Annotated in this window: 22 protein-coding genes and 1 riboswitch; of the genes, 12 read left to right on the top strand and 10 right to left on the bottom strand. The window is 65.7% G+C overall.

Going from position 1 to position 17,952, the window contains the following annotated elements; all coding sequences use genetic code 11:
- A complete protein-coding gene (locus tag I1A62_RS31520) occupies positions 1 to 858 on the top strand; it encodes an aminotransferase class IV (protein WP_219456177.1) in 858 nt (285 codons plus the stop codon).
- Between the two features lie 122 nt (positions 859 to 980).
- On the top strand, positions 981 to 2,225 hold the full coding sequence (locus tag I1A62_RS31515) for an acetyl-CoA carboxylase biotin carboxylase subunit family protein (RefSeq protein ID WP_219456175.1): 1,245 nt from the start codon (positions 981 to 983) through the stop codon (positions 2,223 to 2,225).
- A gap of 51 nt (positions 2,226 to 2,276) precedes the next feature.
- Here I1A62_RS31515 and I1A62_RS31510 read toward each other — a convergent pair whose 3' ends face one another.
- The 5 genes from I1A62_RS31510 to I1A62_RS31490 all read right to left on the bottom strand — a co-directional run bounded on the left by I1A62_RS31510 (position 2,277) and on the right by I1A62_RS31490 (position 7,122).
- Entirely contained in the window at positions 2,277 to 3,470 is a 1,194-nt protein-coding gene (locus tag I1A62_RS31510; protein WP_219456173.1) for an ATP-grasp domain-containing protein, read from the bottom strand.
- A gap of 31 nt (positions 3,471 to 3,501) precedes the next feature.
- Positions 3,502 to 4,473: an acetylserotonin O-methyltransferase gene (locus I1A62_RS31505; protein ID WP_257890591.1), complete on the bottom strand. Its 972-nt coding sequence runs from the start codon at positions 4,471 to 4,473 to the stop codon at positions 3,502 to 3,504.
- Between the two features lie 168 nt (positions 4,474 to 4,641).
- Entirely contained in the window at positions 4,642 to 5,826 is a 1,185-nt protein-coding gene (locus I1A62_RS31500) for a PIN domain-containing protein (RefSeq protein ID WP_219456172.1), read from the bottom strand.
- Positions 5,827 to 5,845: 19 nt separating this feature from the next.
- Positions 5,846 to 6,304, bottom strand: coding sequence for a helix-turn-helix domain-containing protein (locus I1A62_RS31495; RefSeq protein WP_124391726.1), 459 nt, complete (start codon positions 6,302 to 6,304; stop codon positions 5,846 to 5,848).
- 62 nt (positions 6,305 to 6,366) lie between these two features.
- Positions 6,367 to 7,122, bottom strand: coding sequence for an alpha/beta fold hydrolase (locus I1A62_RS31490; RefSeq protein ID WP_124391727.1), 756 nt, complete (start codon positions 7,120 to 7,122; stop codon positions 6,367 to 6,369).
- A gap of 32 nt (positions 7,123 to 7,154) precedes the next feature.
- Here I1A62_RS31490 and I1A62_RS31485 point away from each other — a divergent pair, with 32 nt between their 5' ends.
- The 3 genes from I1A62_RS31485 (at position 7,155) to I1A62_RS31475 (ending at position 8,655) form a co-directional block, all read left to right on the top strand.
- Positions 7,155 to 7,469: an antibiotic biosynthesis monooxygenase gene (locus tag I1A62_RS31485; protein ID WP_012691525.1), complete on the top strand. Its 315-nt coding sequence runs from the start codon at positions 7,155 to 7,157 to the stop codon at positions 7,467 to 7,469.
- Between the two features lie 50 nt (positions 7,470 to 7,519).
- Positions 7,520 to 7,653: riboswitch (cobalamin riboswitch) on the top strand.
- Between the two features lie 22 nt (positions 7,654 to 7,675).
- Positions 7,676 to 7,870 carry a CbtB domain-containing protein gene (locus I1A62_RS31480; protein WP_005244930.1) on the top strand — a complete coding sequence of 65 codons (195 nt, stop codon included), beginning with the start codon at positions 7,676 to 7,678 and terminating at the stop codon, positions 7,868 to 7,870.
- The gene (locus I1A62_RS31475; RefSeq protein WP_219456170.1) at positions 7,861 to 8,655 is read left to right on the top strand and encodes a CbtA family protein; all 795 of its coding nucleotides are present in this window, start codon (positions 7,861 to 7,863) and stop codon (positions 8,653 to 8,655) included. The genes I1A62_RS31480 and I1A62_RS31475 overlap by 10 nt, the downstream gene beginning before the upstream one ends.
- Positions 8,656 to 8,696: 41 nt before the next feature.
- Here I1A62_RS31475 and I1A62_RS31470 read toward each other — a convergent pair whose 3' ends face one another.
- On the bottom strand, positions 8,697 to 9,641 hold the full coding sequence (locus I1A62_RS31470; RefSeq protein ID WP_219456168.1) for a DUF5996 family protein: 945 nt from the start codon (positions 9,639 to 9,641) through the stop codon (positions 8,697 to 8,699).
- Positions 9,642 to 9,782: 141 nt separating this feature from the next.
- On the opposite strand from I1A62_RS31470, the gene I1A62_RS31465 reads away from it, so the two are divergent.
- The gene (locus I1A62_RS31465) at positions 9,783 to 10,238 is read left to right on the top strand and encodes a hypothetical protein (RefSeq protein ID WP_219456167.1); all 456 of its coding nucleotides are present in this window, start codon (positions 9,783 to 9,785) and stop codon (positions 10,236 to 10,238) included.
- Here I1A62_RS31465 and I1A62_RS31460 read toward each other — a convergent pair.
- Entirely contained in the window at positions 10,235 to 10,894 is a 660-nt protein-coding gene (locus I1A62_RS31460) for a DsbA family protein (RefSeq protein ID WP_219456165.1), read from the bottom strand. The genes I1A62_RS31465 and I1A62_RS31460 overlap by 4 nt on opposite strands.
- Positions 10,895 to 11,130: 236 nt before the next feature.
- On the opposite strand from I1A62_RS31460, the gene I1A62_RS31455 reads away from it, so the two are divergent.
- Genes I1A62_RS31455 through I1A62_RS31435 form a run of 5 tightly spaced genes read left to right on the top strand, consistent with a single transcriptional unit; the run spans position 11,131 to position 13,105 of the window.
- Entirely contained in the window at positions 11,131 to 11,325 is a 195-nt protein-coding gene (locus I1A62_RS31455; RefSeq protein WP_124391732.1) for a CbtB domain-containing protein, read from the top strand.
- Between the two features lie 22 nt (positions 11,326 to 11,347).
- Positions 11,348 to 11,791, top strand: a complete 444-nt coding sequence (locus I1A62_RS47315) for an SH3-like domain-containing protein (RefSeq protein ID WP_206007334.1) — start codon at positions 11,348 to 11,350, stop codon at positions 11,789 to 11,791.
- Complete coding sequence (locus tag I1A62_RS47310; RefSeq protein ID WP_219456163.1) at positions 11,788 to 12,087, top strand: SH3-like domain-containing protein; 300 nt, start codon at positions 11,788 to 11,790, stop codon at positions 12,085 to 12,087. Before I1A62_RS47315 ends, I1A62_RS47310 begins: the two co-directional genes overlap by 4 nt.
- Positions 12,084 to 12,773, top strand: coding sequence for a thiocyanate hydrolase subunit gamma (scnC, locus tag I1A62_RS31440; protein WP_087559755.1), 690 nt, complete (start codon positions 12,084 to 12,086; stop codon positions 12,771 to 12,773). The genes I1A62_RS47310 and scnC overlap by 4 nt, the downstream gene beginning before the upstream one ends.
- Complete coding sequence (locus tag I1A62_RS31435) at positions 12,770 to 13,105, top strand: SH3-like domain-containing protein (RefSeq protein WP_124391734.1); 336 nt, start codon at positions 12,770 to 12,772, stop codon at positions 13,103 to 13,105. The genes scnC and I1A62_RS31435 overlap by 4 nt, the downstream gene beginning before the upstream one ends.
- 7 nt (positions 13,106 to 13,112) lie before the next feature.
- Here I1A62_RS31435 and I1A62_RS31430 read toward each other — a convergent pair whose 3' ends face one another.
- On the bottom strand, positions 13,113 to 13,550 hold the full coding sequence (locus tag I1A62_RS31430) for an OsmC family protein (RefSeq protein WP_005244949.1): 438 nt from the start codon (positions 13,548 to 13,550) through the stop codon (positions 13,113 to 13,115).
- 39 nt (positions 13,551 to 13,589) lie between these two features.
- On the bottom strand, positions 13,590 to 14,540 hold the full coding sequence (locus I1A62_RS31425; RefSeq protein WP_219456162.1) for a YafY family protein: 951 nt from the start codon (positions 14,538 to 14,540) through the stop codon (positions 13,590 to 13,592).
- Positions 14,541 to 14,601: 61 nt separating this feature from the next.
- Between I1A62_RS31425 and I1A62_RS31420 the strand changes: the two genes are divergently transcribed.
- Positions 14,602 to 15,183 (top strand): TIGR03086 family metal-binding protein, encoded by a 582-nt coding sequence (locus I1A62_RS31420; protein ID WP_219456161.1) that lies wholly within the window; start codon positions 14,602 to 14,604, stop codon positions 15,181 to 15,183.
- A 69-nt stretch (positions 15,184 to 15,252) separates the two neighbouring features.
- Here I1A62_RS31420 and I1A62_RS31415 read toward each other — a convergent pair whose 3' ends face one another.
- Positions 15,253 to 17,790 (bottom strand): ATP-dependent Clp protease ATP-binding subunit, encoded by a 2,538-nt coding sequence (locus I1A62_RS31415; RefSeq protein ID WP_124391737.1) that lies wholly within the window; start codon positions 17,788 to 17,790, stop codon positions 15,253 to 15,255.
- Positions 17,791 to 17,952 lie beyond the last annotated feature (162 nt).

Below are 17,952 nucleotides of genomic sequence, written 5' to 3'. Positions count from 1 at the left end.
ATGATCAGCGAAATAGCCTGGGCAGATGGAAGATGCGTCCGATTCGACGAGGTGAGCCTGTCACCTGCCACCCATGGGTTGTCGTATGCCACGTCGGTGTTCGACGGTATCCGCACGTACGGTGGACGCATCTTCAGATGTGACGACCACATAGCCAGGTTGCGGCGGTCCGCCGAGTTGTTCGGGCACACCGTGCACTATTCGAATGCGGACTTGGCCGATGCGTGCCGCGAATTGGTGAGGGCCAACGATCTGGCCGATGCGTACATCAAGTGCTTGGTCTTCTACGACGACACCGATGTGAGTTTCAAAGCGCAAGGCTCTTCCAGCAAGGTGGTCCTGTTCGCCCTGCCCTTTCCTTCGAATTCGGCCGCGGAGCAGTATCGGCTCTCGACGGCGACGTGGCGGCGTGCACCAGCCTCGTGCCACCCGTATCAGGCGAAAACGTCGTCTACCTACGCGTTGAGCTACTTGAGCCACCGCGGGCGGGCCGACGGCTACGATGATGTGCTCTTTCTGTCGACAGCCGACGCTGTGTGCGAGTCGAGCGGCTCGAACGTGTTCTTCGTCGAGGGCGACGCATTGTTCACGCCCACTGCCGAATTAGCCCTCGACGGGATTACCCGAAGGGTGATCATCGATGAGCTGTGTCCGCGACTGAAGCTCTCGGTAACGGAACGCGACATCGCATACGACGAGATCGGATCGTTCGACGCCGCATTTCTGTGTGGCACTGCGATTGAAATCATGGGGATTTCCGGCATCGACGAGATCCGGTATGCGAAGTCCGCAGTGGTCGATGCGATTGCAACCGAGTATCGGCATTTGACCAGCGGCAGGTCCGCAATTCGACAATGACCACGAAAGGTGGACGATCTTTCCCCCCAGGGTTCCTGGATTCCCATTCGTCGGCCCGGGATAGTACTGGAAGGTGAAAGTTCACTTCGCCGATCGGCATTCCATCCAGCGGGGTCTTCTGAATGAAACTGCTCATCCTCCATCGCGTTCCGTATTCCTTCATCGAATACCATCGTGTAATCGATCATGGAATTCACGATGTCGTCTACGTGGGAACAGGCGCGCAACTTGCCACCGTGCCGCCCGACCTTCCCTGCACGAGGGTTGAGCGGCCCGGTCGAGCAGGTCTTGCCGAGGAAGTGCGCACCCTGTTCTCCCCCGACGATTCCTTCGACAGAGTCATCAGCGTTTCCCAATACGAGATGATGGATGCCGCGCAGATAAGGCGGAGCCTCGGAGTGGAAGGGGTATTGCCGGGGCAGGTCCATGTCGTGAACGACAAGGTAGCGATGAAAGCCGCGGTCGCAGGATGCGGACTTCGCGTGCCCAGATTTATTCGCTGCGACGAGGCGCTCGCCGCTGCGTCCGCCGATGTCGCTCCGTGGGCCGGGAAGACGGTGCTCAAGCCACTCGATGGAACCGCCAGCAAGGATGTTTTCGTTTTCGCCACCTACGCTGACGCCGGCGCTGCGATTCTCGATCACCCGACAGGTGTGGAGGACTGGGATCCTGAGCGCTTCCAGCTCGAAGAGTACGTGGAGGGACCGATCTTCCACTTCGATGGCGTGATGCTTGCCGGTGCGCCGGTGGCGATCGTCGCCAGCAGATATTTGGGCACGTGCCTCGAGTTCGCCCAGGGAGTTCCGCAGGGATCGATTCAAGTCGACGACGACGGTGGGCGTTGCATGGTAGCGGTCGAGTACCTCCGGGCCGTGGGTATCGAGAATGGCCCGTTTCATCTCGAAATGATCGAGGCCGCAGAGGGAATGGTTTTCCTGGAGGTCGGCGCCCGCCCCGGCGGCGGACATATCAAGGAGACATTTCGGCTTGCCACGGGAATCGACTTGGTCGCGGCCGGTTTGGCGTGCAACCTCGATTGGTCACCTCTCGAAACCAATCCACTGAAACGGTGGTTCGAAAGGACTTCGAGCAGCAAGGTCTACGGGGATTTCATGTTCCCGGGTCACCTGCTTCCGTCGCGGTACTGCGCGATATCGGGTGGAGAACGGTTTCAGACCCACCCCGACGTTGTTCGATGGAAGGAGCTGGAAGCGGGCGCTTCACTTCCGGGGACCGTGAGCTATTTCGATTTCGAATTACCCGTCAGCGGCATCGTCGCCGGCCGGACGAGCTCTGAAGTGACCTCACTCATCCGCGAAATCCTGACGACCGTGCAGGTTATGCCCATCGAGCAGCCCATGCAATGACCCACATCTGACCGACCGGGCTAAACGTGGGCTAAACGTGAATCTGCCCGGTCAGTGCGGAAGCGGACTCGTCTCCACCCGAATCCGATCCTGCGCCTGAGCCAACCGGCGCTCGGCGTCCGCGAGATCACCACCGACCGCGACAATGACACCTTGACGATCCGCAGAGGACCGGAGCGGACCGAGGCGTTGCCCTGGTTCGAGAGAACACTGCAGGCGGATGATCCCCTCGGCCTCACGCGCGGCCTCGATGCCCTGCACGCGTTCGATCACTACATTCTCGTAACCGAAGAATGCGACGCAGCCTGCCCCGCGCCCGGGTGTTCGCGATTGCGGCGGCAGCCCGGCAAGATGACAGATCGATTCCCGGACCAGATCGCGGCCCATCGCACGGAGCACCAGCTCCCAGATGAAATCGCCTCCGGGACGGGTATTGCCCTCGATGATCCGGGGCCCGGCCGGGCCGATACGCACTTCGGTATGGGCCGGCCCGAAGGAATGACCGATGGAACCGAGGAAATCGGTGACGAGTCCGCGGAGCTCGGCAAGGGCCGATGCCGCGAGTACGGCCGGCATCAGATGACCGGTTTCGATATACCGTGGCGCGCCGGTGGTGGTTTTTGCGGTCACCGAGATGATGTCGTGCCGGCCATCCGTGGTGAAGGATTCGACGCTGTATTCGGGGCCGTCGATGAACTCCTCGACGAGGGTCGGCCCGGGGTACTCGCCGCGAGAGCGGGCGAATGCGGATTCGACCTGGTCGAGGCTGGAGACGCGAAAAACACCGGAGCTGCCGGCGCCTTCAGCCGGCTTGACGATGACCGGGCCGCCCACCGACTGAAGAAAGCTCCGTACCTCGGAGGACGAATGGCAGCTTCGGGTCAGCACAGCTCCGAGATCACGGCCGGCCAGGTGCTCGCGCATGGCAATCTTGTCGCGGGTCAACCGGACGGCTTCCCGCGCATTGCCCTTGATGCCCAGGGCCTCTTTGATCACGGCGGCCGGCATGAGGCCGTGCTCGGTGAATGACACGACGGCATCGATGCGTTTGAACTCGTGCAGCGCCCGCGCCCTGCCGAGCGCCTCTGTCTGGTTGCGGTAGTCGAATACGCACAGCCGGTGGGCGCGCCTGGCCTGCTGCGCGGTGACCGATTCGGAATTCTGAAACACAGACAGCTCGACCGGTAGATCTTCGATCATGCGGAAAGTCTCGTCATGTCCGCCGACGATCAAGATATGAGCCATGCCGACCCCGCTCCTCGAGGTCCGCTGATTCTCACTTGCGGCCCTCGATCACGCTGAAACCGCAGGGCAGGAGCGTACTGCCGGTGAGTCCGAGACCTGCGCGTTCGTACAGGCGCGCGTAGTCGTGAATGGTTCGCTCCCGGCCGCCCGTCATGACCAGCATGGCGACGTCCACCACATTTCCCCAGACGTATCCGCCGTCCTCGCTGATCACGCGCTCCAGGACCAGGATCCTGCCGCCGGGCTCGAGGGCGTTCGCGCAATTGGTGAGGACGCGTACCGAGTCGTCGTCGTTCATCGTGTGCAGAACGCTCTTGAGCAGGTGGACGTCGCCCCCGCCGGGCACCTCTGTGAAACCGTCGCCGGGCACGATGCCACAGCGCTCGTCGACGCCGTATTCCCGCAAGGTGTGACCGGCCCTGGCCAGCGAGAACTCCAGGTCGTAGATCGTGCCCCGCAGATGATCGTATGTGCGCAACAGCTGGGCGGTCACGATGCCGTAGCCACCGCCGACATCGACGACGTGCCGATTGTCCGTGAAATCGACCGCTTCCGCGGTCTCGAGGCCGGCGCGGATCGAGATCTCGTGCCAGCCCAGATGGAAGCGCTGGGCGGAGTCGGGGTGCTCGGCCAGGTACTCGAAGAGGGATTTGCCGAAGTACTGGCCGAATCCTGTCTGTCCCGTGCGAGCGCAATGGAGCAGTCCGCTCCAGGCCAGGTACGTTTCTGCGCCGGCGAAGAGCTCCACCTCGCTTGCGATCGAATCCGGATGATCCCTGCGCAAGAACTCGGCTCGTGGCGTGAGCGCGCACGTGTCCTGCTCGTCCACGGAGAAGACCCCGGCACTCATGAGTAGGCGGAGGATCCGCTTCAGCGCATCGGGATCAGCTCCACTTCGCCGGGCGAGATCGACAAGCGCCAGTGGGCCCGCCGCCAGCAGGTCGGCGAGCTCCAGCTCGACGGCTACGAACAAGCAGCTGGATATGTTGTAGCCATGAACCATCTCTTTGACACAGAGACGGTCGGGCTTGTCACGGAAGTCGAAATACATTGTGCGCCCTCGAATAGGTCGTGGAATACAGCCATACGTGGAACTCCCGGACTCCCGGGCGTTCCACCAGCGTGAGGCCTCGCCGCGCCGCGCGATAGGCACCCCGGGGTTGGCAACCATTCACCCCGTGGGGTCCGACTCCGACCCCAGATTCCGCACCAGCCAACGCCCGTCGACGAGATGCATGAGGACCGGGCACACGTACCGGGGATCGTTCGGCTGCCACAGGCCGCCCTCCAGCGCCGCGGCGTCGAGCACGTAGAGTGCCTCGATCCCCGGGGCGACCATCCTGGTCGCTGAACCGATTCCCCACGTCGCCGGATCCGGCAGCATCGCCCGGAACGACCGCAGATGCACACGCTCGAAATGCACCCACAGCGGATGATCCGGCACCGGCGCCGCAAGGGCCGCCTCGACCGTCCCACTATCCCAACCGTCAACGGTCATCTGATAGTGGTTGTCGCGCACCCACTTCTGCGCGAGCAGTGCCCGGAAGTCGGGATCCACATTCGGCCATACCGACAGCAGATCCCCGTCCACACACACCGGCATCAGGAATGCCCACGCCGCATTCACCAGATCTGTGTGCCCGAGAACCCGCACCCGTTCGGCCGGATCCATCGCACGAAGCTGCCGGTACGTCTGCCGCACCTCGGGCGGCAGCGAGTCGATCTGCTCGTCGGTCAACTCCGGAAGGGCGGACGCCGCAGGCACCGCACCGCGGTCAGAGGCGTCGTCCCGGTCGTCAAGCAACGCCCGGACCGCGTCGACGAACCGTGGGGTCAGCCGGTCGAGTAACTCGAGCAGCTCCCCCACCGTGCGCGGCGGGAGCGCATTCCGGGCTACCAGCACGTGTATACGCTCGAACACCGCTTCCGAATCCAGATCGAGCTGATCGCAGAGGAATTCGTCGGGGTGGATCGCCTCGACGTCGAACGGGTCGAGGGCCGCAGGCGGGAAGTCCGTCAGGTTCGCGGTCACGATCAATGCCGCACCGGACCGTACCGCCGCGGCCAGGACGTGCCGGTCCTTCGGATCGTTCGTCATCGCGGGAATCAACTCGCGGTACCCGCGTGACTCCTCCTCCGCGAACGGGAACGTTCTGCGCATCTGCTGGATCCGCCGCGCCGCCTGCTCCGGCGACTTACCGAACCGCTCCCCGGCCAGGTCGCGCTCCACCTCGTCGAGCAGATCCGGCGTCCACACCGGGCGGAACAACTCGGCATCGGCCAGGGTCAGCAGCAGGTTGTTGAGGACCTGCGGAAGCAGGACGCACCCGTCGAGAACCACCCGAAAGGTAGCCATCGGTTGCCCTGCCCCTCGATCAGCGGGTCGAGACGAAGCCGTCAGCGGCGTCGCCGGGGTCCGGGGTTTCCTCGTGCGCCATCTCCTCGAACACCTGACCGCGGCGCGCACGCTCGTGTTGTCTGTAGGCGAGCACGTCCGCCAACTCCACCCGCCGATGCCGGCCCGGCGACGAGTACGGAATCTTCCCGGCCTCCAGCAACCGCACCAACGTCGGCCGGGTAATGCCCAGCAGTTCCGCGGCCTCCTGCGTCGTCAACACCGTCCGATGCGGCTCCACCGTCACCGCCTGCCCCCGATCCAGAGCCGTGACCGCGTCGACGAGCAACCCCCGGACACTGTCCGGCAACGGCGCCGAACCCTCCGGGGTCGAGATCGTCACATCTCCCTGACCAGCGAGAACATACTTCAAGGCGGTGAGGAGTTCACGATCGTCGGGGCTCGGCGGCAACACCGTGTGGTTCATCGGAGCGGCCATACCTCAACCCTAAAACGAAAAAAACGAACACACAATGTCCTGCGCAGCGGACGAGGCGGCTCTCAGCCGAGCCCGTCGAGGAATTCCTCGACCACTTTCCGGTACTGCTCCGGCTGGTCGTCGTGGACGAGGTGCCCGGCCTGCGCGATGCGGACGTACTCGGCGCCGGGATGCCGCTCCGCCATGGTCCGCATCTGGCCGTCGGGGGTGATGGTGAACTCCCCCTCGATCAGCAGGGCCGGAACCGTGATCGACGCCCATTGGTCCCAGAAATGCCGGTCGCCCCACTCCGCCGAGATGTCGCGGAACGTGTCGACGTCGCCGTGCAGGTACCAGCCGTCGGCGCGCTTCTCGAACGACTCCAGGAAGTACTGTCCGGCAACCGGACCGAAGAACTCGAACAGATCCTCCCGGGTCGCGAACGGCTGCGGCCAGTTCGCGATCATCGCCGCCCAGTCGTCGGCGGTGCGGCCGCGGAAGTCGGGGGCCATGTCTTCGAGGACGAGCGCCGACACCTTGTCCGGGTGCTCGGCGGCCAGGCACCAGGCGTGCAGGGCGCCCATCGAATGGCCGATCACCACCCACGGCTCGGTGAAGGCCGCGAGAGCCGCGGACAGATCTGCGACGAACGCCTCCGTCGTCAACCGCGACGGCGCGGGTCTGCCGTGGCCTGCGGCGTCGAACGTGAAGACGTGGCCGTGCTCGCGCAGCCACGGCACGTGCCGTCCCCATGTCCGGGCACTGCCCATCAGCCCGTGCAGCAGCAGAATCGGCTGTCCCGTCCCACCCTCGTCGTGCAACGCACTCTCACCCGCCACCACTCCGACGCTAGCGGAGTAACCTCGCCCGCATGGCAGTGGTGAAGATCAACGCAATCGAAATCCCCGAGGGTGCGGGCCCCGAACTCGAGAAGCGCTTCGCGGCGCGCGCACACGCCGTGGAGAACTCTCCCGGCTTCCTCGGCTTCCAGCTCCTGCGTCCGGTGCAGGGCGAGAACCGCTACTTCGTCGTCACGCAGTGGGAGAGCGAAGAGGCATTCGCGGCGTGGCGCGACGGTCCCGCCCGGGAAGCACACGCGGGTGAGCGGAAGAAGCCGGTGGCGTCCGGGGCGTCGCTGCTGGAGTTCGAGGTCGTACTCGACGTCGCGGCCGCGAACAAGAGCTGAGCGGCGGAGGCGGGCCGAGGATTGACACGACGGCCCGCCGGGTGCAAAAGTTCGCAGGACAATGCGATGGTTCGGCAGGAATCCGGTGCAATCCCGGAGCGGTCGCGCCACTGTAAATCGGAGTAGTCCCTAGCGGGAACCACCTCGACAGCCAGATACTGCGGCCATCGCCTGGACCTAGGGGACGCGAAATCCCAGGAGGAACTATGGCACTCGCATACGCACCCGGCTCGTCGGTCGACACGACCCGCCTCGCCGTCATCTCTTTCGCGATCGTTCTGTTCGCGATGCTCGCTCTCTACCTCGTGGGATTCGACCAGGGCGCGATCTCGCGCAGTGGCATGTACATGCATGAATTGATGCATGACGGGCGCCACCTCCTGGGTCTGCCATGCCACTGACCGATTCCTTCACGAAACTCCTCATCCGCGGTCTGCTGGCCGGCCTGATCGCAGGCATCCTGGCCGGCGGCGTCGCGTTCGTTCTCGGTGAGTCGCACATCGACGCGGCCATCGCGATCGAGGAATCGCACAGCGCGGCCGAACCCGCAGACCACTCGCACGACGCCACCGAGGCGGACCAGCCTGCCGGGCACTCGCACGACGAGGAAGACGCGCTGGTCAGCCGCGACGGGCAGCGCTTCGGGCTGTTCCTCGCGACGTCCCTCGCGGGACTGGCTCTCGGAGCGATCTTCGCCGTCGTCGCGAATTACGCACGTCGGGTGACGACGCTGTCGGGGCCGTTGCTCGGTCTGAGCCTGGCCGCCTTCGGCTGGTTGGCAATCGAGGCGGTGCCGTTCTTCAAGTACCCCGCCAACCCGCCCGCTGTCGGAGACCCCGAGACGATCAACCAGCGCACCTGGCTGTGGCTTGCCGCAGTCGCGCTGGGCCTGCTCGCCGTGGTGGCGTCCGTCTTCGCGGCGAAGGCCGTCGCCGCACAGGAGTTCCTGTCGGTGCGGATCGCGGCGCCGGTAGTCGCGTTCCTCGTAGTGGCGACCATCGGATACCTCGTGCTGCCCACGATCAACGAAGTCGGTGACGACTTCCCCGCAGTGCTGCTGTGGCAGTTCCGGCTGTCGTCCCTCGCGACGCAGGCCACGCTGTGGCTGGTTCTCGGACTCGTGTTCGCGTTCCTCACGGAGCGTGCGACCCGGGCCACGGCGCCCGCGCGCGCGAACGCCGCCTGACCCATGTGAGTGGCACGGTGTGCTGGAGCACTCCATGCCACTCACATGGGGTGGGCGTCCCAACGGGCCGGGTCCGTCTCCAGGGCGGCCCGGTCCCAGCCACCCCGCTCGGCGGCCGCGTCGTACGTGCTGTGCAGGAACTTCAGCAGAGCCGCATCGGGATCGTCCGCGGTGCGGACGGTCTCGTACGGAAGCAGGAACTGCCGGAACTCCGCGCTGTAGAACGCGCCGTCCGGCCCGACCGGGTAGTCGGCGAAGCCGTCCGGTTCCGGATAGGCGTACGCGTAGAACGCGCCCTCGACGCCGCCGCCGGGCCAGAATCCGCAGCTACTCAGCTCGTGTGAGTAGCCCTCGACCATCACCCAGTCGCCGCAGTTCGGCGCTCCCCCAGGATGAGTCGGCGCGCTTCGGCCGGAGAACCGGGTACAGGCCAGGTCGAGCGCACCCCAGAAGAAGTGCACGGGACTGACCTTCCCGATGAAGTGGGCACGGAACTCGTGCAGCACACGATCCGCCTGCACGAGCTGCCGCCAGAACCGGTGCACCGACTCACCGTCGTACGAACAGTGCTGCGTGTCCTCGGCGAACGGGACAGCCGTCTCCACCTCGTTGGGCCTGGCCAGGATGGTCGTCGTCACGCCCAGTTCGGCCAGCGTGTCCATCGTCTCCGAATAGAAATCGGCCACCGACCTCGGTTCGAGCGCAACCGTCCCGGCGCCGCCCGCGCTCGTGCGGATCACCAGCCGATGGTCGACGAAGTCGAATTCGATGTCGAAACACTCGGCGCCGTACGGGACGGTCGACGTGGTGAGACCGCGGGGACTCACGTACAGCGGCACCTGCCACCAGTGGTTGATCAGCGGTGCGTGGGCCAGGCGGATCTTCCCGACGATCTGCGTCCACATGTGCAGGGTGTCCCTCGTCGACGTCCAGTCGTCCACCTTCAACGCCGGCCATGCATCTCCGGATCGTGTCTGCTCGCGCACAGTGCCTCCCTGCCGACGACGTGCTTTCAAATGTGCTCCCCGTCCGGAGTGATGGCAAGGTGCCGCACCGATACCCGGGTAGGGGTGGCCGCCACTCCCCGGGGTGATGCGCCGCGACGCTCCCGACACCAGCATGGGGACATGACCACTCGCACCGCACCCTCGGTCCCGCAGACGGTCGAGCGCGCATTCTGGCTGCTCGGGCTCGCCCTCTTCGCCGGGGTGGTGGAGGCGATCGCACAGGCGTCCACCGCGCTCGAACACCCGGGCGCCGACGTCGCCGGACTCGCCGGGCAACTCGCGGTTCGTGTTCTCGTCTACGCCGCCGTTCTGTTCGTCATGACCCGGTTCCGCAGCGGCAGGGCGTGGGCGCGGGGCGTCCTCGCGATCGGCCTCGGCGTCTTCGGCGTCGCCTCGCTCGTGGTGGAGCCGATCGCCTGGATGACGGCGGGCAACGACCCGATGTCCGCCGTCTCCGGTCTGACGCTCGACGTCGCGGTGGTCGCGATCGCGCGGCTCACGCACCTCGTGGCGGTGATCGCCGCACTGGCACTCATGTTCCGGTCTGACGCCAACCGGTTCTTCGCCCGTTGCTAGGTGACCGGCACGGCGCTCGCCTGCGTCAGAAGCTGCAGGAACACGTCCTTCGGCTGCGCACCGGACACGGCGATCCTGCGGTTGGCGACGAAGAACGGCACGCCCGACACCTGCAGCGCACGAGCGGTGTCGATATCGGCCCGGACGGCGTCCGCACCGGCACCGGAATCGAGTTCGGCGCGCACGGTGTCGGCGTCGAGCCCGGCCCGCGCCGCGATGTCGACGAGCACCTCGCGGTCGTCGATCACGGCGCCCTCACCGAAGTGGGCGCGGAACAGCGCTTCCACCACGGCATCTCGCTTGTCGCCCGCGAGGTGGATCAACCGATGCGCGTCGAAGGTGTTGGCGGCGACGACCGTGTCGAAGTCCAGTTGCAGACCCTCGTCGGCCGCAGTCTGCGCGACGTGCCCGAACATCTGACGGACCTGCTCGACCGACAGCCCCTTGCTCTCCGCCAGGGCGTCGAGTTCGGTGCGCCGCTCCCCGACCGGGGTGTCCGGGGACAGCTGGTACGACCGCCACGTCACGTTGACCCGGTCGCGCCCCTCGAACTCGTCGAGGGCCGACAGGAAACGGCGCTTGCCGATGTAGCACCAGGGGCAGGCCACGTCGGACCAGATCTCGATGTCGCCGTCGTGCTTCTGCTGTGTCGTCACAGTTCAGTGGAACAGATCGGTGCCGGATTCTGTTCCGGCTCGTTCCGCGCAGAGGATGTCTTGGTTCGACGTGGTGCATTTACGCACGCCGAATTCGACCGAACGGTACGGTGAGGGTGTCGACACGGCGAGAGTAACGTCGTATCGATCGTGCCGCTGAACGAGGGGCGCTCGTCGCGATGCCCGGACAATCGACGGCCGATGGTTGCGGAACCCGAACTCCTCCAGGAGTAGCCATGGTTTACGTCTCGTCACCGAGCAAGTCCGTCGAAGCACTCGGAATCGTGCTGATCGCCGTCGGAGTCGTCCTGCTCGCACTGCTCACCCTCTACCTGGTCGGCTTCGACCAGGGTGCGATCTCCCGAAGTGGCATGTACCTGCACGAATTGATGCACGACGGACGCCATCTCCTGGGAGTTCCCTGTCATTAGTTCCACCCCTACGGAGCACGCGATGAACTCTCCAGCAGAATTCGAAGCTCAGGCGAACCGAGTGGCGGGGTACGGCCCTCTCCATCACGAAGAGATGGATTCGCCGTACTACCTGACCAATTCCGCGTTCGACGCGCTGCGGCACGTGCTGCACGACGTCGGCGGCCAGCCCGCCCTCCCCGTCGCGTACGAGGAGAAGGTCGAAGAGGACTGGGAGATGAGCACGTACGTCACGTGCGAATGCCTCGGCTGGCGCGGGGTGTGGAATTCGGAGGAACGCCGCCGCGCCGAGAACGATCTGGGTGCCACGCTGTACTTCGGATTGCCGTACTACGCGCGGTGGATCACCGTGGCGGCCAAGACACTCATCAACAAGGGCCTGATCACGCCGGACGAACTCTCCGCCAAGATCGACGAAGTGCGGGCCCGGACCGCCGGCGGAACAGCGACCGGAGGCCGGTCATGACGAAGTTCCAGATCGGCGACCGCGTCACCGTCAAGGACGCGACGTCGATGTTCCACACCCGCACGCAGGCATTCATCCGCGGGCACACCGGCGTCGTCGTCGAACACCGCCCGGAATGGGTGATCCCCGAGGACGAAGCGTGGGGACGCGTCGACGACGGCCGGACCGAGCCGTTCTACGTCGTCCGCTTCCAGCAGACCGACCTGTGGCCCCGCTACACCGGATACGCGATCGACACCTTGGAAACCGAGTGCTCCGAGCGCTGGCTCGAGCCGGCAGGAGAGGCCGACACATGACGCATTCGCACGACGATCACGCCCCGATCCAAGCCTCGGAGGAGGTCAGCGAATTCGAGATCCTGGAAACCGCCATCCGGGAACTGTCCATCGAACACGGCCTGTTCTCCCGTGAGGATCACCGGCGCTTCTCGGAGTGGGCCGAATCGGTAGGGCCGTCGGGTGGTTCGAGGTTGGTCGCGAAGGCGTGGGTGGATCCGGAATTCAAGAAGCGCCTGCTGGCCGACGGCACCGAGACCTGCAAGGAAGTGGGGATCGACTGGCGCGACCCCACCGGGTCGGGCACGCCGAGCGACTATACGTACTTCTACGTGCTGGAGAACACCCCGAAAGTGCACAACGTCATCGTCTGTACGTTGTGTTCGTGCTACCCGCGGCCCGTCCTCGGCATGTCGCCGGACTGGTACCGCACACCCAACTATCGCCGGCGCCTGGTGCGCTGGCCCCGCGAGGTGATCGCGGAGTTCGGGCTGCACTTCCCGTCGGACGTCGAAGTGCGCGTGCATGATTCGAATCAGAAATCGCGATTCATGGTGATGCCGATGCGTCCCGAGGGCACCGAGGGGTGGAGCGAGGAACAGCTGGCATCGATCATCACACGCGACACCATGATCGGCGTCGCCGTCCCGCAGGTCGACTGGACGGCGACCACACCACCCTCGGACAACGGAGGAGCCGCACGATGATGGCGGACAAGGGCTACGACGTCATCCTGAACACGTTGACGCCGGACACAACTCGCGAAGACGTGACGCTGCCGGACCTCGACCGCAAGCCCGACCCGTGGGAGTCGAGCATGCAGGCCACCGCGGAATGCCTGTCCTGGCGTGGCGCCTGGGACAATCTCGACAGGCGCCACACCGAGGACCAGCTGGGCGAAACCATCTACCGCGACTTCCCCGTCCGCTCCCGGTCAGTCGTCGCCACCGCGCACGCGCTGATGGACAAGGGCGTCATCAGCCCGGACGAACTCCAGGCGAAGATGGAGGAAGTGCGCGAACGGTTCAACCGTCGCTAGCCGGCACTCAGGATTCGAGTGCCGCGTCCAACGTGATCTCGACACCGGTGAGGGCCTTGCTCACCGGGCACGACTCCTTCGCGGCCTGAGCGGCCTTGGCGAAGCCGTCGGCGTCGAGACCGTCCACCTCACCGCGGACCGTCAACTTGATGCCGGTCAGCTTGAAACCCGGGTTGTCCGGCCCGAGTGAGACATCGGCCTTCACCTCGAGGCTCTGCGGGGTTCCGCCTGCCTCCGCGATGAGGGCGGACAGCTGCATCGCGTAGCAGGAGGAATGCGCCGCCGCGATCAGTTCCTCCGGGCTGGTGGTTCCACCCGCCTCCTCCGCCGCGCGCTTCGGGAACGAGACGTCGAAGGTCGCGACGCCGGAACTGGTGAGTTCCACCTGGCCGCTTCCCTGTTCGAGCGATCCGTTCCAAGCGGTCCGTGCGGTACGTGTCGGCATGCCACATCCTCTCGTGGTTCTTCGGTTTACGTGTCGAACCTACTCGTACCTGGCGCACATCCGCAGCGCCCGGGAACGCAGGGCGGCCCGCAGATCGTCCGGCGCCAGCACTTCCGCGTCCTCCCCGAGCGACCACAGAACCCCGCTCGCATGGGAGTCGTCGCCGAACACCACTTCCATGCGCACCCGGTCGCCGTCGGCCTGCTGCTCGGAGCGGACGGCGAACGCACGCTCCGCCAGAACGTCGCGGCGCTCCCGGCGGACGAGAACGTCGACGACCACCGGGGTGCCGCGCGACCGGAACGCCGACCGGCGACGCTCCCAGATCGCGGCGAGGTCGATGTCGGCCGGTCGCTGCGCCGGTTCGTCGAGTTCGCGGACGTCCTCGATCCGCTCGAGCCGGTACGTCCGGTCGCGGCCGGCGTCCGTCGCCACCAGGTACCACCGTCCCCCCGCGTGGATGAGACCCTGCGGGTCGATGACCCGCCACGCCGGTTCGTTGCCCTGCGACGCGTAGAGGATGCTCAGGCGCCTGCCCACGAACACCGCCTGCTGGATCAGCCCGAGGTGGTCGTCGGCCGGTTCCGGATCGGTCAGCCACGAACCCTGGGTGACGAACACCCGCTCCGCCACCTTCGTCGCCGCGGCCCGGTGCGCGTCCGGCATCGCCGCGACCACCTTGCGCATCGCCGACGCGAACGCCGGCGCCATGCCCAGCGACTCCGAGGTCACTGCGGAACCGGTGGCCAGCAGCGCCTTCGCCTCGTCGACGGTCAGGCCCGTGAGGTCGGTGGTGAATCCCGGGAGCAACTCGAAACCGCCGTCCCGGCCGCGTTCGGCGTACACCGGGATCCCCGCCGTCGACAAACTGTCGATGTCGCGCAACACCGTGCGGGGCGACACCTCGAGTTCGTGGGCCAGCGCCGAAGCCGACATGCGGCCACGGTTGCGGAGCAGGAGGACGAGCGAGAGCAGACGGTCGGCGCGCATGCCGAAAGTCTGTCAGAAATACACGACAGAAGATGTCATGTATTGCGGCGATAGTTGCCTCATGACAAACACGACAGACCCCCGGCCCCTGTACCGCGAAGCCCTCACCTGGACCACCGGCCTCATCGACAACGTCCGCGACGACCAGTTGACGGCATCCACCCCGTGCGCCGACTTCGACGTCCGCACCATGCTCGGCCACCTCGTCGCCACCGTGGAACGTGCCCGAGTGATCGGTGAGGGCGGCGACCCGGGCACCATTCCGCTCGTCGTCGCCGACATCGACGACGACGGCTACGCGGACGCCTACCGGTCCGCCGCCGACCGCATGTGGCCCGTCTGGACCGACGACAGCCGACTCGACGCTACGGTGACCGCGCCGTGGGGCACCGTCCCCGGACGCGCCGCGATCTGGGGCTACATCAACGAGACGCTCGTGCACGGCTGGGACCTGGCGGTCGCCACCGGCCAGCCCTCCGAAACCCGCCCCGAACTCGCGGAAGCCATGCTCGCCGTCGCACAGCGCGCGATCCCGGCGGAGCCACGCGGCGGGCACGTGCCGTTCGCGGACGTCGTCAACCCGCTCCCCACCGCAGGCCCCACCGAACGCCTCGCCAACTGGTCGGGACGCAAGAGCATCTGACCCCGCACACACGAGAAGGGCCGCCGGTGGAAACCCACCGGCGGCCCTTCTCGTTCGACTACTGCGCGCCTACTCCGAGTCGGCTGCGCCCGACTTGGCCAGGTCGACCGGAACCTCGTCGGGAACCGTGACCGGCTTCGCCTCGCCACGGAACGTGAACTTCGCGTCCTCGCCCGCGCCTTCGCCGTCCCAGTTCTCGACGTCGACGTACACGATCTGACCGGGGCCGACCTCGCCGAAGAGGATCTTCTCCGACAGCTGGTCCTCGATCTCGCGCTGGATGGTGCGACGCAGCGGCCGCGCACCCAGGACCGGATCGAAGCCACGCTTGGCCAGCAGCGACTTGGCCTTGTCGGTGACCTCCATCGTCATGTCCTTGTTCTTCAAGGCCACCTCGACGCGCGCAACCATCAGGTCCACCATCTGAACGATCTGCTCGGTGGTGAGCTGGTGGAACACGACGATGTCGTCGATGCGGTTGAGGAACTCGGGCCGGAAGTGCTTCTTCAGCTCGTCGTGGACCTTGAGCTTCATCCGCTCGTAGTTCGACTCGTCGCCCTTACCGGACGTGAAGCCGAGACCCACGGCCTTGGAGATGTCCGACGTGCCGAGGTTCGAGGTGAAGATGAGCACCGTGTTCTTGAAGTCCACGGTCCGGCCCTGACCGTCGGTGAGACGGCCGTCTTCGAGCACCTGCAGGAGGGTGTTGTAGATCTCCTGGTGTGCCTTCTCGATCTCGTCGAACAGCACCACGCTGAACGGCTTGCGGCGCACCTTCTCGGTGAGCTGGCCGCCCTCTTCGTAACCGACGTAGCCGGGAGGGGCACCGAACAGCCGCGACGCGGTGAACCGGTCGTGGAACTCACCCATGTCGATCTGGATGAGAGCGTCGTCCTCGCCGAACAGGAAGTTGGCGAGCGACTTGGCCAGCTCGGTCTTACCGACACCGGACGGGCCGGCGAAGATGAACGAACCGGACGGACGCTTCGGGTCCTTCAGGCCTGCGCGGGTACGACGGATGGCCTTGGCGACGGCCTTGACCGCGTCTTCCTGACCGATGATCCGCTTGTGCAGCTCCTCCTCCATGCGGAGCAGACGGGTGGTCTCCTCCTCGGTGAGCTTGAACACGGGGATACCGGTCCAGTTACCCAGGACCTCGGCGATCTGCTCGTCGTCGACCTCGGCGATGACGTCCAGGTCACCGGAACGCCACTGCTTCTCCCGCTCCGCACGCTGAGCGACGAGGGTCTTCTCCTTGTCGCGCAGGTTCGCGGCCTTCTCGAAGTCCTGCGCGTCGATCGCGGACTCCTTCTCGCGGCGGGCGTCGGCGATCTTGTCGTCGAACTCGCGGAGGTCCGGCGGTGCGGTCATCCGGCGGATGCGCATCCGTGCTCCGGCCTCGTCGATGAGGTCGATGGCCTTGTCCGGCAGGAAGCGGTCGTTGATGTAGCGATCGGCCAGGGTGGCCGCGGCGACGAGTGCACCGTCCGTGATGGACACGCGGTGGTGCGCCTCGTAACGGTCGCGCAGACCCTTCAGGATCTCGATGGTGTGCTCCACCGTCGGCTCGCCGACCTGCACCGGCTGGAAGCGGCGCTCGAGTGCGGCGTCCTTCTCGATGTACTTGCGGTACTCGTCGAGGGTGGTCGCACCGATGGTCTGCAGCTCACCGCGGGCGAGCTTCGGCTTGAGGATCGAGGCCGCGTCGATAGCGCCCTCGGCCGCGCCGGCACCCACCAGGGTGTGCAGCTCGTCGATGAACAGGATGATGTCCCCGCGGGTGTTGATCTCCTTGAGGACCTTCTTCAGGCGCTCTTCGAAGTCACCGCGGTAACGGCTGCCTGCCACGAGCGACCCGAGGTCGAGCGTGTACAGCTGCTTGTCCTTGAGCGTCTCCGGGACCTCGCCGTTGACGATGGCCTGAGCGAGACCTTCGACGACGGCGGTCTTACCGACACCGGGCTCACCGATCAGCACGGGGTTGTTCTTGGTACGCCGCGACAGCACCTGCATGACGCGCTCGATTTCCTTCGAGCGGCCGATGACGGGGTCGAGCTTGCCTTCGAGGGCCGCCTGGGTGAGGTTGCGACCGAACTGGTCGAGCACCAGCGACGTGGACGGGGTGCCCGCCTCGCCACGAGTGCCGCCGGACTCGGCAGGCTCCTTGCCCTGGTAACCGGAAAGCAGCTGGATGACCTGCTGACGGACCCGGTTGAGATCGGCGCCGAGCTTCACCAGAACCTGCGCTGCGACGCCTTCACCCTCGCGGATGAGGCCGAGCAGGATGTGCTCCGTACCGATGTAGTTGTGTCCGAGCTGCAGTGCCTCGCGCAGGCTGAGCTCCAGGACTTTCTTGGCACGCGGGGTGAAGGGGATGTGGCCGGACGGGGCCTGCTGGCCCTGGCCGATGATCTCCTCGACCTGGCTGCGCACTCCTTCGAGGGAGATGCCCAACGACTCCAGCGACTTGGCAGCGACACCTTCGCCCTCGTGAATGAGGCCGAGCAGGATGTGCTCCGTACCGATGTAGTTGTGGTTGAGCATCCTGGCTTCTTCTTGAGCCAGGACAACAACGCGCCGTGCGCGATCGGTGAACCTCTCGAACATCGCTCTCCCTCACACTTTCCGACGTGCAGTCACGAGACCGGGTGTCTCGTCCCTGTTCGCCGCGTTTCGCTCCGGCACTACAAACAGATCGCCAGCGCCTGCTCCGAGGGCAGAAGCCCCGAATCGACGTAGGTTCCACGACCCCAGCTATTACTCTAGTTG

Origin of the sequence: Rhodococcus sp. USK10 (assembly GCF_019378875.1) — a bacterium.
Lineage (GTDB): Bacteria > Actinomycetota > Actinomycetes > Mycobacteriales > Mycobacteriaceae > Rhodococcus_F > Rhodococcus_F pseudokoreensis.
This window is presented reverse-complemented; position numbering and strand designations above follow the sequence as displayed.

Coding starts and splice junctions, on each gene's coding strand:
- I1A62_RS31495 (WP_124391726.1), bottom strand. CDS start 6,304: ATGGCCGCTCCGATGAACCACACGGTGTTGCCGCCGAGCCCCGACGAT.
- I1A62_RS31415 (WP_124391737.1), bottom strand. CDS start 17,790: ATGTTCGAGAGGTTCACCGATCGCGCACGGCGCGTTGTTGTCCTGGCT.
- I1A62_RS31480 (WP_005244930.1), top strand. CDS start 7,676: ATGGCACTCGCATACGCACCCGGCTCGTCGGTCGACACGACCCGCCTC.
- I1A62_RS47315 (WP_206007334.1), top strand. CDS start 11,348: ATGAACTCTCCAGCAGAATTCGAAGCTCAGGCGAACCGAGTGGCGGGG.
- I1A62_RS31485 (WP_012691525.1), top strand. CDS start 7,155: ATGGCAGTGGTGAAGATCAACGCAATCGAAATCCCCGAGGGTGCGGGC.
- I1A62_RS31430 (WP_005244949.1), bottom strand. CDS start 13,550: ATGCCGACACGTACCGCACGGACCGCTTGGAACGGATCGCTCGAACAG.
- I1A62_RS31435 (WP_124391734.1), top strand. CDS start 12,770: ATGATGGCGGACAAGGGCTACGACGTCATCCTGAACACGTTGACGCCG.
- I1A62_RS31465 (WP_219456167.1), top strand. CDS start 9,783: ATGACCACTCGCACCGCACCCTCGGTCCCGCAGACGGTCGAGCGCGCA.
- I1A62_RS31425 (WP_219456162.1), bottom strand. CDS start 14,540: ATGCGCGCCGACCGTCTGCTCTCGCTCGTCCTCCTGCTCCGCAACCGT.
- I1A62_RS31475 (WP_219456170.1), top strand. CDS start 7,861: ATGCCACTGACCGATTCCTTCACGAAACTCCTCATCCGCGGTCTGCTG.
- I1A62_RS31515 (WP_219456175.1), top strand. CDS start 981: ATGAAACTGCTCATCCTCCATCGCGTTCCGTATTCCTTCATCGAATAC.
- I1A62_RS31520 (WP_219456177.1), top strand. CDS start 1: ATGATCAGCGAAATAGCCTGGGCAGATGGAAGATGCGTCCGATTCGAC.
- I1A62_RS31510 (WP_219456173.1), bottom strand. CDS start 3,470: ATGGCTCATATCTTGATCGTCGGCGGACATGACGAGACTTTCCGCATG.
- I1A62_RS47310 (WP_219456163.1), top strand. CDS start 11,788: ATGACGAAGTTCCAGATCGGCGACCGCGTCACCGTCAAGGACGCGACG.
- I1A62_RS31500 (WP_219456172.1), bottom strand. CDS start 5,826: ATGGCTACCTTTCGGGTGGTTCTCGACGGGTGCGTCCTGCTTCCGCAG.
- I1A62_RS31420 (WP_219456161.1), top strand. CDS start 14,602: ATGACAAACACGACAGACCCCCGGCCCCTGTACCGCGAAGCCCTCACC.
- I1A62_RS31455 (WP_124391732.1), top strand. CDS start 11,131: ATGGTTTACGTCTCGTCACCGAGCAAGTCCGTCGAAGCACTCGGAATC.
- I1A62_RS31505 (WP_257890591.1), bottom strand. CDS start 4,473: ATGGTTCATGGCTACAACATATCCAGCTGCTTGTTCGTAGCCGTCGAG.
- scnC (WP_087559755.1), top strand. CDS start 12,084: ATGACGCATTCGCACGACGATCACGCCCCGATCCAAGCCTCGGAGGAG.